Source organism: Exiguobacterium sp. ERU653, assembly GCF_018617775.1.
Lineage (GTDB): Bacteria > Bacillota > Bacilli > Exiguobacteriales > Exiguobacteriaceae > Exiguobacterium > Exiguobacterium marinum.
Genome location: NZ_JACSKV010000001.1, coordinates 1,611,392 through 1,625,972 on the forward strand (window position 1 = coordinate 1,611,392; position 14,581 = coordinate 1,625,972).

The 14,581-nt window shown below is 50.5% G+C and carries 13 protein-coding genes; 6 read left to right on the top strand and 7 right to left on the bottom strand.

Going from position 1 to position 14,581, the window contains the following annotated elements:
* Positions 1-7: 7 nt before the first annotated feature.
* Together KNO95_RS08150 and KNO95_RS08155 are read right to left on the bottom strand one after the other, a co-directional pair.
* Positions 8-931 carry an LCP family glycopolymer transferase gene (locus tag KNO95_RS08150; RefSeq protein WP_214700037.1) on the bottom strand — a complete coding sequence of 308 codons (924 nt, stop codon included), beginning with the start codon at positions 929-931 and terminating at the stop codon, positions 8-10.
* A gap of 101 nt (positions 932-1,032) precedes the next feature.
* On the bottom strand, positions 1,033-1,878 hold the full coding sequence (locus KNO95_RS08155) for a YihY/virulence factor BrkB family protein (protein WP_214703226.1): 846 nt from the start codon (positions 1,876-1,878) through the stop codon (positions 1,033-1,035).
* Positions 1,879-1,963: 85 nt separating this feature from the next.
* Between KNO95_RS08155 and gnd (KNO95_RS08160) the strand changes: the two genes are divergently transcribed.
* Positions 1,964-2,890 carry a phosphogluconate dehydrogenase (NAD(+)-dependent, decarboxylating) gene (gene gnd, locus KNO95_RS08160; RefSeq protein WP_274356607.1) on the top strand — a complete coding sequence of 309 codons (927 nt, stop codon included), beginning with the start codon at positions 1,964-1,966 and terminating at the stop codon, positions 2,888-2,890.
* A 33-nt stretch (positions 2,891-2,923) separates the two neighbouring features.
* Here the strand turns inward: gnd (KNO95_RS08160) and KNO95_RS08165 are convergent, their stop codons facing one another.
* From KNO95_RS08165 to KNO95_RS08180, 4 genes are all read right to left on the bottom strand, one after another.
* Positions 2,924-3,538, bottom strand: coding sequence for a flavodoxin family protein (locus tag KNO95_RS08165; protein WP_214878638.1), 615 nt, complete (start codon positions 3,536-3,538; stop codon positions 2,924-2,926).
* Positions 3,539-3,614: 76 nt separating this feature from the next.
* The gene (locus KNO95_RS08170) at positions 3,615-5,198 is read right to left on the bottom strand and encodes an FMN-binding glutamate synthase family protein (protein ID WP_214878640.1); all 1,584 of its coding nucleotides are present in this window, start codon (positions 5,196-5,198) and stop codon (positions 3,615-3,617) included.
* Positions 5,199-5,255: 57 nt separating this feature from the next.
* Positions 5,256-5,642, bottom strand: coding sequence for a hypothetical protein (locus KNO95_RS08175; protein WP_214700043.1), 387 nt, complete (start codon positions 5,640-5,642; stop codon positions 5,256-5,258).
* An 83-nt stretch (positions 5,643-5,725) separates the two neighbouring features.
* The gene (locus KNO95_RS08180; protein ID WP_214700045.1) at positions 5,726-6,574 is read right to left on the bottom strand and encodes a MurR/RpiR family transcriptional regulator; all 849 of its coding nucleotides are present in this window, start codon (positions 6,572-6,574) and stop codon (positions 5,726-5,728) included.
* A 160-nt stretch (positions 6,575-6,734) separates the two neighbouring features.
* Here KNO95_RS08180 and KNO95_RS08185 point away from each other — a divergent pair, with 160 nt between their 5' ends.
* The 5 genes from KNO95_RS08185 to KNO95_RS08205 all read left to right on the top strand — a co-directional run bounded on the left by KNO95_RS08185 (position 6,735) and on the right by KNO95_RS08205 (position 13,759).
* Entirely contained in the window at positions 6,735-9,194 is a 2,460-nt protein-coding gene (locus tag KNO95_RS08185; RefSeq protein WP_214878642.1) for an EAL domain-containing protein, read from the top strand.
* Between the two features lie 136 nt (positions 9,195-9,330).
* Complete coding sequence (gnd, locus tag KNO95_RS08190; protein ID WP_214703222.1) at positions 9,331-10,212, top strand: phosphogluconate dehydrogenase (NAD(+)-dependent, decarboxylating); 882 nt, start codon at positions 9,331-9,333, stop codon at positions 10,210-10,212.
* 89 nt (positions 10,213-10,301) lie between these two features.
* Positions 10,302-11,645, top strand: coding sequence for a GntT/GntP/DsdX family permease (locus KNO95_RS08195; RefSeq protein ID WP_026825170.1), 1,344 nt, complete (start codon positions 10,302-10,304; stop codon positions 11,643-11,645).
* Between the two features lie 16 nt (positions 11,646-11,661).
* Complete coding sequence (gntK, locus tag KNO95_RS08200) at positions 11,662-13,161, top strand: gluconokinase (protein WP_214878644.1); 1,500 nt, start codon at positions 11,662-11,664, stop codon at positions 13,159-13,161.
* A gap of 124 nt (positions 13,162-13,285) precedes the next feature.
* A complete protein-coding gene (locus tag KNO95_RS08205; protein ID WP_214878646.1) occupies positions 13,286-13,759 on the top strand; it encodes a GNAT family N-acetyltransferase in 474 nt (157 codons plus the stop codon).
* Positions 13,760-14,009: 250 nt separating this feature from the next.
* On the opposite strand, the gene KNO95_RS08210 is transcribed toward KNO95_RS08205, so the two are convergent.
* Entirely contained in the window at positions 14,010-14,525 is a 516-nt protein-coding gene (locus KNO95_RS08210) for a dihydrofolate reductase family protein (protein WP_214878648.1), read from the bottom strand.
* Positions 14,526-14,581: the final 56 nt, after the last annotated feature.

Here is a 14,581-nt window from a genome sequence, read left to right on the forward strand (position 1 = left end):
AGACAGCTCACTCCATCAATCGCTTCAATTCTTCCTGTAGGCCACTCAACGAGGTCTCGTCCGGATTCCAATAATAGATTCCATCCCCTTCTAAACCTCCTGTACCTTCTAGTCGTAAGACGCTCGCATTACGAAATGCGTTCATATAGTCTGTCGACAAAGAGACGAATTCATTGAGTTCGATATTCGTCTTCGCTTGATTTCCGACGACATCGAGTAACGCAGTGACCTTGTCGAGAGAGAAGTCCGTCCGCCCCTGTTCGACGATGGCGGCGACGACGTCTCGCTGACGTTCTTGTCGTCCAAAGTCACCATTCGGATCATCATAGCGCATTCGGGTGTAAGCGAGCGCTGCTTCTCCATCTAACTTCACTTCACCGACAGGAAACGTAAATCCGTCTGTCGCAAAGGCGAATTTGTTCATGACCGTGATCCCGCCGAGCGCATCGACCACATCACTGAACGCTTCCATATCTGTTTCGATGACATAATCAATCGGGATATCGAGGAAGTTCTCGACCGTGTTCATGGCCATTTCGGCCCCACCAAATGCATAAGCATGATTGATTTTGTCACGTGTCCCCTTTCCGACAATCTCCGTCTTTGTGTCCCGCGGAATCGACAGCATCGCTCCTTCATCGAGTTCAGGGTTGAGCGTCAGGACGATGATTGAGTCACTCCGTCCTTGTTCGCTCCCCCGACGGTCAATTCCTAACAATAAAATCGAAACCGCTTCTTTTCGTTCGATTGTCTCCACTTGTTTACGTTCTTTGCTAATCTTTAAATTGTCATTCACTTGCGCAACCGTGTCATCGACTTCCTGTACCATCGACCAGACAAATGCTCCACCTGTAATGAGCAACAAGGCCATGACGCCTGCTACAACCCCTAGTACGATTTTCCACTTTGATGGTTTACGTTGTTTCGCCACGTGGCCACACCTTCTTCCGTGAAATAGTACTATTTTATTCCCGGCGGTCGGGTTGTTTTAAAGTATGTTCACAAAAAATGATAGTCATATCCCCTCATTTGTCACGGAAAGTGCGTCCTCTCCGGTTGACGTGTCATATGGTTCGACCAAGCCGCATTGATTTCCGCACCAATCAGCATCGTCGCAGCCGTCAAATAGAGCCAAATTTGCAGCAAGATGACCGCACCAATCGTGCCGTATGTGTCACCGAGGATTGAGAAACGTTCGACATAGATACTGTATCCGGTTGATAACAATTGCCACGAGATGACCGCAAACACGGCTCCCGGAATCGTTTCCATGAACCGCACACGCTGTTGTGGTGCGATTTTATAGAAAAGTGAGAATGCAATAATCAGGATGAGCGTTGAGACCGTATAGCGTGTCATCGTCGACAACCGGTCAAACTCTTCGACTTCAGGATAAAGAGCATAAATAAGTTGAACAAACTCCTGACCAAATAGATGAAAGACAATCAAGATGACGGCACCTATACTGCCTGCTAAAATCACGAGTAACCCAATCAACCGACGGAAAATGTAACCACGCGCCTCCGTTTCTCCATAAGCGAATACGGTCAGTTTGACGAGTCGCGCCGTCCCGTTCGAAGCAGACCAAAACGCGATAATCGCACTGACTGACAACAAGCCTCCGTTTAAATTCCCACTGACATCATAGACGACCGACAACAGCTCACGGACACTCGAACCTGGAATGAGCGTCTCAATCTGTTCGATGAGAAGTGCATCATCAATTTGAAACCATGCCATCACGGCAAAGAGGACAAAGAACGTCGGGAAGATGGCTAAAAACCAGAAGAAGGCCAGTGTCGCGCTATAGTCATTTATGTGATGATCTTTGAAGCGGTGCCTGACGTCCACCGCCAAACGAAACAAATTCTCTCCCATAGCTGCCCGCCTTTCAATAAAGTATTCATCTATATCATTCTACACCTCAATCAACCTGTCCTTTTGAGCAAGCTGTATTTCGGGTATGCCCTATAGAAGAGTAAATTTTAAAAATGGGGTGGAACGAATGGAAATCGGCATGATTGGACTTGGTAAAATGGGACTGAACCTGGCTCTGAATTTAACGGACAATGGACATCACGTCCATGGCTATGACCCGGGAAATGTGTCAACGAGTCAATTTGAAACAAAATCATCGCTAGAAGAAGTCGTTTCGGCGCTTCAGGCACCACGTGTCATCTGGGTGATGGTACCAGCTGGCGAAGTGACCGAGCATGTACTCAACGACTTGTATGACGCCCTCTCACCTGGTGATATCGTCATCGACGGAGGGAACTCGAACTATAAAGAGTCGATGCGGCGCGCCGACCATTTCAAAGAAAAACTCATATATTTCTTTGACGTCGGGACGAGTGGTGGCATGGAAGGAGCCCGTCACGGAGCGTGTACGATGATTGGGGGCGATATGGAGGCGTTCGGAAAAATCGAGCAACTCTTTCAAGACGTCTCGACCGACCAGGGATATCTTTACGCGGGGCCAAGCGGAAGTGGTCACTTCTTGAAGATGGTGCATAACGGGATTGAGTACGGGATGATGCAGGCGATTGCCGAAGGGTTCGAAGTGCTCGAAAAAAGCCCGTTCGACTATGAGTATGAGGATGTCGCACGCGTATGGAATCATGGATCGGTCATCCGTTCTTGGTTGATGGAGCTGACCGAAAGCGCATTTTCGAAAGATGCAAAGCTCGATGATATTCGAGGAGTCATGCATGCGTCAGGAGAAGGGAAATGGACAGTCGAAACGGCACTCGAATATGACGTGCCGACACCGGTCATCGCCCTCTCGCTCATGATGCGACAACGTTCGCTACAAGACGACACGTTCTCAGGTAAAGTCGTCGCCGCGCTCAGGAATGAGTTCGGTGGGCATGCAGTGGAGAAAAAAGAGTAAAAATTAGGCCTCGGCGTGTGCCGAGGCCATACTTCATTCCATCGTATTTCCCTCTGGCGGAATCGGATTCGCTTTCAACATTCTCGCGAAGTGCACGAGATTATACGCCATCGTCTCCCCATGTGACTTCGTGAACTCGTTGTCGCGCCCGGCATCAATATATGAGTCACCTGGTCCTGCTTCCCCGACCCAATACGTGTCGACGTTCGGTGGCACGGTGAAGCCGATATGCGACAAAGCATAAAGAATGCCGGCACACGCATGTTTCGCCCCGTCTTCATTCCCCGTGACGACGACCCCACCGACTTTGTTGTAGTAGATCGCCTGTCCTAACTCGTTCGTCAGCCCGCTACCACCGTATAACCGTTCAATCACTTGTGTCGCAACGCTGCTCTTCTCACCGAGCCAAAGTGGTGTGCCGATGACGACGATGTCTGACTCTTTCACCTTCTCAAAAATCCGTGGCCATTCATCCCTGTTTCCTTCGTCCTCCGTCACCCCAAAAGAAACATTATAGTCGACGATGCGAACGATTTCCGATTCGACCCCGAGTAAATCGAAGTGTGGCAAGATATCACGAATCAACCCTTCCGTATGCGACGTCGTGTCGCCACCTTTTAATGTACAGTTCAAGAATAGAGCTTTCATCTAATCCCTCCCAACATGAAATGGTTTCAATTACGTTTTCCCACTCTTCATACTTCCTAAAGCCAAATTACATAATTTATAACATAGTCTCAATCATATCTAATACTGATTTTAACCGACCGTCCGACTCTTCATAAATCATATGTTCCTGAGCCAATTCCGTCGGAGAACGGACCCCTGCCGCAGCCGTCATATTGTATAGTCCTTCCCGAAGTGAAATGATATAGTTCGTCACCCGAAAGCTCTTCTCTTCGACAACGAGTGCGCGCTGTAGTTTCGAATCGGTCGTCGCGACCCCGACCGGACAACGATTCGTATGACACACCTGCGCCTGGATACAACCGACGTTGAACATAAGCCCTCGGGCGATATTGACGAAGTCTGCTCCGAGCGCGAGGGCAATCGCCACTTTGTCCGCTGTGATCAATTTCCCCGAGGCGAACAGCTTGATTCGGTCACGAAGACCTTGCTCAATGAGGAGATGGTGTACGTAGGGGAGACCTGCCTTCAGCGGCAGACCAACCGTGTCCGCAAGCTCTTGATACGTCGCCCCCGTCCCCCCTTCACTCCCGTCAATCGTGATGAAGTCTGGTGTGATGTTAGATGTCGCCATCTCACGAACGAGTGACTCGATGTCTTTCAAATTCCCGACCACGAGCTTGATGCCGATCGGTTTCCCACCAATGCCACGTAACTTTTCAATAAACGTCAACAAGTCCGCATGAGTGTGAAATTCAGAGAAACGATTTGGGCTGTCAATCGTCTCCCCGACTCGCACATGACGGATGCGGGCGATCTCTTCAGTCACTTTCGACCCATCGATATGTCCCCCGCGTGTCTTTGCTCCTTGTGCAAGTTTTAGTTCGAATGCCTTCACTTGTGGAATTTCACTCTTTTGTTTGAACGCTTCGACCGAGAAGGAACCATCGTCATTCCGAACGCCAAAGAGCGCCGGACCAATCTGACAGATGATGTCGACGTCTCCTTTTAGATGATAGTCCGATAGGCCCCCTTCCCCTGTATTCATCCACGTGCCGCCTGCACGACCGAGTCCAATCGAGAGCGCCGCGATGGCTCGGTCACCGAGCGACCCAAAACTCATGGCTGACTGGCCGACGAGCCCACGGACGTGGAACGGTTCCCGACACGTCTCTTCGCCGATGATCATGGTATCCTCTTCCGTTAACAAATATGGTGAGATGTCCCGTTCGACGAGATGCTCTTTACGGGTGAAGAGATTGTCTTCATCTAGTTCATACACCCACGTCGATACCTTCGTTGAATTGTCAACGCGCAACTCGTTCCGGTTCGTCGGGTAGAGGGCGTTCTGAAGATAAAATCCGCCTGCCTCAAAGTCTCGCTCCGATCCAAACCCGATGATGCGAGATTTATACTTTCCTGCGACGACTGCAGCCTCATACTCGTTCCGAGAGAACGGCTTCGCCTCATTGTCGTTCAAAAACAAATATTGCCGAAGTTCTGGTCCCATCTTCTCAAATATATAACGCAACTTTCCGAGGATCGGGAAATTCCGGAGGACAGAGTGCTCTCGTTGGTGCCGGTCACGACGCCATAAATAGAAGATCAACAATGGAGGCAACATTATGATCAATAACAATATCGCGAGTAGAATGGCCAACATCGATGTAGTGAGTGACATCGTCTCTCCTCCTTTTTTTCAAGACGAAAAACACCCCGTCAAAGGAACAGGGTGTCCTCAGTCGTTCGGGATCGTGACCCCGTCAAATTGTTCATTTCGGCATAGCGTGATCGCCTGCATCGCCAATTTATAATCCTCTTCCGGTAAAGCAATCAATTCGGTCGGAAGGACCCATTCTTTCGAGTTATACAAATGAATAACGAGTTTGGCGAGGACAAACTCCCGTTTATCGAACGTATTGTCATCGATGATCGTCGACGTTCGAATTTTTCCTGCCTCGAGATCCATGTAAGGAAGCAATCGTTCACGAACATGGGCATTTCCCGCGATTACGTACAGCGCGGCGAAATATTCTCGACTCGTACTGCCGGGATCTGTGAGCCGCTGTGCCAACCATTTGAACTCACTGTAGTGGTCGGAAGATAAAAAATCAATATGGTTCATCGATTCACCTTCTCTCTCTAAGCCTCGCTTTGCCCTCAGAGTTTATAATTTCCACCTTTTTGTAGAAGTTAACCCTGTTTCACTCAAATTCGACGTAGCGAAATCGCTTCTCTCATCTGCTGAAGAGAGGTGCGAGCCGCTTCACCGCGCCGCATCATGACGGTTGTGAACAGTGCGTCGACAAGACTGAGTTCAGCGATTCGAGAGGCAAGCGCCTCCGAACGAAACGCCGTCTCTTGAGACACCGTGTAGAGTGATACGTCCGCAAATTTAGAAAGCGGTGACTTCGCATAGTTCGTAATCGCAATCATCGGTACACCCTTCTCTTTTAGGAGCTTTGCGATGTCGAGCGTCTCTTTTGAGGCACCGGAGTGCGAGATGACGACGGCTACGTCTTCTGTCGTCAATTGCGAGGCCGACATGAGTTGCATATGCGATTCAAGTATTGCGCTCACCTGAAGCCCACTCCGGACAAACTTATGATAGGCGTCCAGTGCGACGACGGCCGACCCGCCGCTCCCAAAAAATTCGATGCGACGTGCTGTGAGAAACAGCTCAATCGCTTTTTCGAGTGAAGACGCCTCTAAAATCTGACGAGTCGACTCAATCGTCTTCCCGTTCGTCGAAAAAATTTTTTCGGCAACTTCAAGCGCCGTGTCCATCTCCGTGATATCTTCATGAATATCTTGCAACGGTGCGACGACATCCGAGGCGAGGGCAATCTTTAACGCCTGGTAGCCCTTGAATCCGACCCGCTGACAAAAACGGAACACGGTCGATTCCGCCACGTCGAGGTCTTCTGCCACTTGATTGATTGTATGGTGGATAATTTTTTCGGGTTGTTTCAAGATATAGTCGGCAATGCGTTGTTCTTTCTTACTCAGTGTCGAATAGGCGCCACGGATGTGAGCCGTCCCGTTCATCGTTTCCATCAAGCATCACCCTTTCTCTTCTTCACTTAACGATACCGTTTCGAAAAAAATTCCGCAATGTATGATTCGGCTGAAAGATTGACCCTCCTTATAAAAGGAAGCAGGAAGTAGGTTTCTTGAATATGCTACTCTAATAAAGCACTTATTAGTCGTTCATTCTTTGTACAATTTGAAATTGAAAGGACTGTTTCTGATCGAACATCACCTGAGTAGCTCATATAACTTCCCACTCGTCATTCTTTCCATCGCTGTCGCCATCTTCGCTGCCGGTGTCGCTCTCGATATTAGCAGTCGTTTGAAATATGCGAAGCACGCCTCGCGACTCAGGTGGGTCGTCGCTGGTGCCTTCAGCCTCGGTCTCGGCATTTGGGCCATGCACTTCATCGGTATGCTGGCGTTTCACTTGCACGATGATGTGACGTACCATCTCGGCATCGTCCTATTATCCATCGTGCCGGCCGTCGTCGCTTCCGGACTTGCCTTTTGGATAATCAGCCATCCGGAGACACGACCCATCCAGCTCGTCTTCGGTGCCTTCTTGATTAGCGTCGGCATCGTCTCCATGCATTACATCGGGATGGAAGCGATGCAAATGAACGCCATCCTCACATACGACCCCATCATGTGGATTGCATCTGCCATCGCCGCCTTCATTGCGTCGCTCGTCGGACTATATATTCTCTTTTATATCCCAAACGTCTCGCGATTCCATTGGCGCCGTCTAGCCAGTTCGGTCTTGATTGGGGTTGCCGTTTCTAGCATGCATTATGTCGGGATGGGCGCAGCCCGTTTCACCCCGATGGAAGGTGCGGCCAAACCGGTCAGCGACTATGCCGTCGACAGCACCCTACTCGCCTATGTCATCGCGGCGAGCGTCATGACACTATTCATCTTGATGTACATCTCGCTCCGGACGGCATCACAACTCGAGGCACAGTCGGAAGAACTAGAATTAAAATTCGAATCCATCATCGAATCTGCCTCGGATGCCATCATCGTCGCCGATCACAATCGCACCATCCTTCAGTGGAACCAAGGGGCGACCGACTTGTTCGGTTATACGACAGACGAGATGGTCGGACAATCGATTGTCGCCATCATTCCAGAACGTTTCCGCGAGGCTCATGAACGTGGGATGCGTCGCTATGAAGCGACAGGTGAAAAACGTGTGATCGGTCAAACAGTGGAACTCATCGGATTACGAAAAGATGGTGCCGAAGTACCGATTGAGATGTCTCTCGGGACATGGCAGACGGGAAAGGGCATCTTTTTCAGTAGCATCATCCGTGACATCAGTGAACGGAAACGAATCGAGGCACAAATCAACGACCTCGTCTATTTGGACCCGCTCACCGGTCTCCCGAACCGCCGCCTATTCAGTGATCGGCTCAATGCATTACTCGGTCAAGGCCAATCTGAACAATTCGCCTTGTTCTATATCGACTTGGACAATTTCAAAGTCATCAACGACCGCTTCGGTCATTCGATCGGCGACCATTTCTTGAAACAAGTCACGACCCGCCTCCAATCGACGATCCAAACATCGGACACGCTCGCCCGTCTCGGTGGAGATGAGTTCATCATCTTGTCGCCGCATACGAAAAGTAACTTGGCGGCCCATCGCGCCCAGGAGTTGATTAACGTCCTCCATCCTCCGTTCGAGCTTGAGCACGAGGAAGTGTTCACCGGTGCCTCGATTGGCATCAGCCTCCATCCGTCAGATGGGGACACGGCCGATGAATTGATCAAAAACGCCGACATCGCCATGTATCGGGCAAAAGCAGACGGGAAAAATGGCTATCAGTTCTTCACCAATGAATTGAATGAGTCGGTGTCCCGTCGTTCGAACTTATCGATGGCACTCCGTAAAGGGCTCGGGCGTGGCGAATTCACTGTTCACTATCAACCTCAAATCCAGTTAGAATCGGAGACTGTTATTGGCATGGAAGCACTCGTTCGTTGGCAGCACCCGAAACTTGGGATGATTTCCCCGGGCGAGTTCATTCCAATCGCCGAAGAGACGGGAAGTATCCATCGTCTCGGTGAGTTCGTCTTGAACGAGGCGTGTCGCCAAAACAAGGCGTGGCAAGATGGCGGCATTCCCCCATTCCGGGTCGCCGTCAACATCTCGGCCATCCAGTTTGCCCAGAAAGACTTGCCGGAAGTCGTCAGCCGTGCGCTCGACGCTTCGGGTCTCGAGGCAGAGTATTTAGAACTGGAGTTGACAGAAAGCGTTATCCAAAGTGCAGACCGGGCCATCGATACGATGCATGAGCTCGTCGCTCTCGGCGTCCATCTCTCAATCGACGACTTCGGGACCGGGTATTCGTCCCTCAGCTACTTGAAGCTGTTCCCAATAGATACGCTGAAAATCGACCAACACTTCACGAAGAATATCGAGAGCGATGAGAAAGACGCCGCCCTCGTCAAAACGATCATCCGCATGGCGCACGAGCTTGATTTGAACGTCATCGCAGAAGGTGTCGAAACGGAGAATCAAGTCGCTTTCTTAAAAGCCGAATCATGCAACCAGGCGCAAGGGTATTTCTACAATCGTCCTTTACCTGCGGAAGAAATCGAAGTCTTCTTCCAACAATTCAAAAAAGCATCATCAAGTTGATTCGTTCGACCTCCATAACGGGGGTCGGTTTTTTGTTATAAAAAGAAAAAAATTCCGTAAACCTACTTGTAAATCGAATTTATTTTGATACGATGAATGCAGAGACGGAAAAAAATTCTTTTTTAGGGGTGACATTATGGAAATTGGTTTGATTGGATTAGGAAAGATGGGATATAATTTGGCCCTCAACTTGAGTGACCACGGTCACACGGTCGTTGGGACGGACGTTGGAGACGTCACATCGGATGCGTTCACGATTGTGCCGACACTCGAGGACGTCGTGAGCAAGCTGTCGACGCCACGCATCATCTGGGCGATGGTTCCTGCCGGAGACGTCACAGAAGCAGTGCTCGCCGAACTATATGAGCGACTCGAACCAGGTGACATCGTCATCGATGGCGGCAACTCGAACTACAAACTGTCGGTCGAACGCGCCGAGCAGTTCGCCGAGAAGGAAATCAAGTTCTTCGACTGCGGGACGAGCGGCGGGACGGACGGGGCACGGAACGGTGCCTGTACGATGGTCGGTGGTGACGCGAGCGCATGGCCAACGATTGAGCCGATCTTCAAAGACTTGTCTGTCGAGAACGGTTACCTGTATACAGGTCCAGCCGGAAGCGGTCACTTTTTGAAGATGATCCACAACGGAATCGAGTACGGGATGATGCAGGCGATCGCGGAAGGATTTGACATCCTAGAGAAGAGCCCGTTCGATTACGACTACGAACAAGTCGCACGTGTCTGGAACCACGGCTCGGTCGTCCGTTCTTGGCTCATGGAGCTCACAGAGAATGCTTTCAAGAAAGATGCGAAGCTTGATGAGATTCGTGGGGTCATGCATTCGTCCGGTGAAGGAAAATGGACGGTCGAGACAGCACTCGAACTTCAGGCAGCGGCACCGGTTATCGCCCTTTCGCTCATGATGCGCTACCGTTCACTCGAAGATGACACGTTCTCTGGAAAAGTCGTCGCCGCGCTTCGCAATGAGTTCGGTGGCCACGCGGTCGTCAAGAAGTAAGGAATGTTTGAAAAGGTCACGGGGAGTTGGCCTTTTCCTTTGTCAGAAACTGTAAACGGTTACATATTTGATTCTAGGGGGAATACTCAATGTCTGGCTCAACACTTATTTTGATCGCTTTAGCCGGGATCTTCTTGCTTTTATTTTTAGTCATTCGCACAAAGCTTCACGCATTCGTTTCGTTGTTACTTGTCAGTCTCATCGTCGGGGTCGCGGCCGGCATGCCACTCGGGGACGTCATCGCTTCCATCCAGAGCGGGATGGGCGGAACGCTCGGCTTCGTCGCCGTCGTCGTCGGTCTCGGTGCGATGTTCGGGAAGATGCTCGAGGTGTCAGGTGGAGCGGAACGCCTCGCCCAGACGCTCGTCAGTAAGTTCGGAGAAGATAAAGCGCAATGGGCACTCGGGATTACAGGCTTCATCGTCGCCGTCCCGGTCTTCTTTGATGTCGGATTCATCATTCTCGTCCCAATCGTATACGGTCTCGCCAAAAAGACGGGACGTTCGCTTCTCTACTACGGGATTCCGCTCCTCGCAGGTCTCGCAGTCACGCATAGCTTCATCCCACCGACACCTGGTCCAATCGCCGTCGCCAACTTGATTGGTGCTGACCTCGGATGGGTCATCTTGTTCGGTGTCCTCGCCGGGATTCCATCCATGATTTTAGCAGGTCCTGTTTTTGGGAAGTATATTGCTAAGAAGATTCATGTGACGATTCCGGACTACATGGAGTTTGAAGAAATCGATACATCGAAAGAATTGCCAAGTTTCAAAATGATCTTATCGCTCATCTTGATTCCGCTCGTGTTGATTTTAGCGAACACGCTCTCAGCGGTTCTCTTGGACGAAGGCAACGCCGTCCGTGATTTCTTGACGTTCCTCGGACATCCATTCGTCGCCTTGACGATTGCGACGCTCCTCACGTTCGTCTTCCTCGGGACACGCCGTGGCTATTCACGTGACGAGGTCCAAGAGATCGCAACGAAAGCACTCGAGCCAGCCGGGATCATCATCCTCGTCACAGGGGCCGGTGGTGTGTTCAAACAAGTGCTCATCGACTCAGGTGTCGGTGACGTGCTCGGTGAAATGATGGCCGGTTCACCACTGCCGGCGATCGTCCTCGCCTTCTTGATCGCAACGGTCGTCCGTGTCGCCCAAGGGTCGGCAACGGTCTCGATGGTTACAGCGGCAGGACTCATCACACCGCTACTTGAAATTCAAAACATTACAGGGGCGGCACTCGGTTTGATTGTCATCGCTATCGCCTCAGGAGCGACTGTCCTCTCGCACGTCAACGATTCAGGTTTCTGGCTCGTCAACCGTTACTTCGGTCTCGACGTGAAAGATACGCTCAAGTCATGGACGATTATGGAAACGATTATCGGACTCACCGGCTTTGCCGTTGTGTTCTTGATTAGCCTATTTATCATCTAAGTTAGGAAGTGATTGTGTGTTTACGATTGGGGTCGATATCGGGACGACAAGTACGAAAGCCGTCCTGTTCAACGGTCATCAACAACTGGCGGTACATAACGTGTTGTATCCGCTTCTCACGCCCGATACGGAGACGGCCGAGCAAGACCCGGTCATCATCTATGGGGCCGTGCTCGAAGCCGTCTCGGCGGTTCGCGCCAAAGCGGATGGTCCGATTCGCTTCGCATCATTCAGTTCGGCGATGCACAGCTTGATCGCACTCGACGCATTAGGACGTCCGCTCACAAACAGCATCACATGGGCCGACAGTCGTGCGAACCCGTATACGCAAGAAATCAAACGCGACTTTGACGCGAGCGCTCTCCATATGCGTACCGGCACACCCGTTCATCCGATGGCTCCGCTGTCGAAGTTACGTTGGCTGAAGGCGGAACATCCGGATGTGTTTGAACAGACGGACAAGTTCGTCTCCATCAAAGAGTATGTCTTCTATCGGTTGACGGGACGCTTCGTCGTCGACCACTCCATCGCTTCAGCGACGGGACTATTCAATTTGAAACAACGGGATTGGGATGCGGAAGCACTCGAAGTCGCCGGTGTGACGCCAGATCGTCTGTCAGAACTCGTTCCGACGACAGAAATTTTACACGTGACGCCTGAAGTGACCGAGACACTCGGTTTTGACTTCCCGCTCGTCATCGGGGCAAGCGACGGCGTACTCTCAAATCTCGGTGTCGGTGCCTTCGAACAAGGTGTTGTCGCCGTGACGATCGGGACGAGTGGCGCCATTCGAACGGTCGTCTCGGAGCCTGTCGAAGACCCGAAAGGTCGCATCTTCTGTTATGCACTGACGGACAAGCATTGGGTAATCGGTGGACCCGTCAATAACGGTGGCATCATCCTCCGTTGGCTCCGTGACGAGTTCGCGGCAAGTGAGGTCGAGACGGCGAAACGACTCGGGATTGATGCGTACGACGTGTTGACCCGAATCGCAGAAACGGTCAAACCGGGTGCGGACGGTCTCTTGTTCCATCCGTATTTGATGGGTGAACGGGCACCACTTTGGGATTCGAACGCCCGTGGTTCCTTCTTCGGACTCAGCATTCACCATAAACGCGAACACTTCATCCGTGCTGTGTTAGAAGGTGTCATCTTTAATCTCTATACGGTCATGCTCGCACTCGACGAGTTGACGGGCGCACCGAACCGGATCCATGCGACGGGTGGATTCGCCCAGTCGAGCCTATGGCGCCAGATGATGGCAGACATCTTCGATACGCCGGTCGTCGTGCCGGAAAGTCACGAAAGTTCATGCCTCGGGGCCGTCATGCTCGGGGAGTATGCCTTTGGGGACATTCAGGAGTTTCAAGAGGTTCCGCAAGTGACCCATGAGCATGCACCGAACATGGAAGCGACGAACGTATATCGCGAACTCTTGCCAATCTACATTCGTCTGTCGCGTCATCTATCGGAAGAATATGAAGCCATTTCAGCCTTTCAGCGGAAGCATGTATAAGTTCGAATGAAGACCTGTCAGTCACTCGATTGACGGGTTTTTGTATGCATCAACACTCTATCCCATCTGCATCATCAACGGTACACTGAGAGGAAAGGATGAAACGTTACAGGAGGAACAAACTATGCAACTCACGACAACCCGCTGTCTCATCCGTCCGTTTGAACGACAAGACATCGAATCGTTCATGACGTATCGGAACGACTTGGACTGGATGAAGCATCAGTCATTCAAAGGACTTAGCTACGTAGAATACGAAAACGCCCTACTCGGCGAACAATCACTTCTTCAAGGCGCGCAACTCGCCATCATCGACCAAGTGACCGGTGAACTGATTGGGGATGTGTATATCCAGCAGGAAGGTACAACATATTGGATCGGTTACACGATTTCGCCCACTAACGCTCGAAAAGGCTATGCGTTCGAGGTGATGTCGGAGTTGATTCGTTACTTGGCCGACCGAGGAGCGGAAGCGTTCAAAGCCGGTGTCTTAGAGGAGAACATGGCGTCCATCGCGCTATTGAGAAAATTGAACTTCACTTATCTCACGACAGAGATGGATGAACAGATTTATCAGCTCGGTGTCTCGGATGTGTGATTAGGTCGGTTACATAGGTCACTTATTTTGACTCAAGGAGGTCTTTGTTCGAATAAATGAAAAGACGACTGTGATTCACCTTGTGTCTCCAAATTCTCGTAAAAAACACATCTCATGAAGATACTTCCTCTTCCCATTGGCAATACCAATTGAGACGGAGATATGAATTCCCTGTTTATTCAAAGTAAGTCGATTATTATCATTCTACATATCACCAAAAAATCGAGCCTTGATTGGACTCGACTCAAATTTAGTTTTGATATGTCACCATCACAAATTGACCGGATGCACGCTGATTCGTCAGTTGAAGTTTCGTCTCTTCCGTACCTTCTGGGAAGAGCGGTATCCCCTCTCCTAACACGATCGGCGCAATCGCAATCTCATACCGGTCAATCAAATCATGTTCCATCGCCGCTTTGATGACTTCACCCCCACCGATAAGCCAAATATCTTGATCGACTTCTTGCTTCAACCGATTGATGAGTTCTTCGATTGGCTCGTCCGTGAATATGACATGCTCGGCTTCACGGTCAAGCTGACGTGTCAAAATATAGTTCGGGATATTTGAATACGGATATTTTTCTGAGAGTTGCAGTACTTCCTCATACGTCTTCCGTCCCATGATGACGGCACCAATCGTTTTGAAAAATTCGGCATAGCCGTTGTCCCCGTCCCCATCTACCGCGAACAACCAATCAAGCTGGTCGTTCGACCGAGCAATCTTTCCGTCTAAACTCATCGCAATATATAACACTACATTTGGCATCATGTCTTCCTCCTTGATTCTTGATATAGTCAGCTTAACGAATAAACACGACAAAA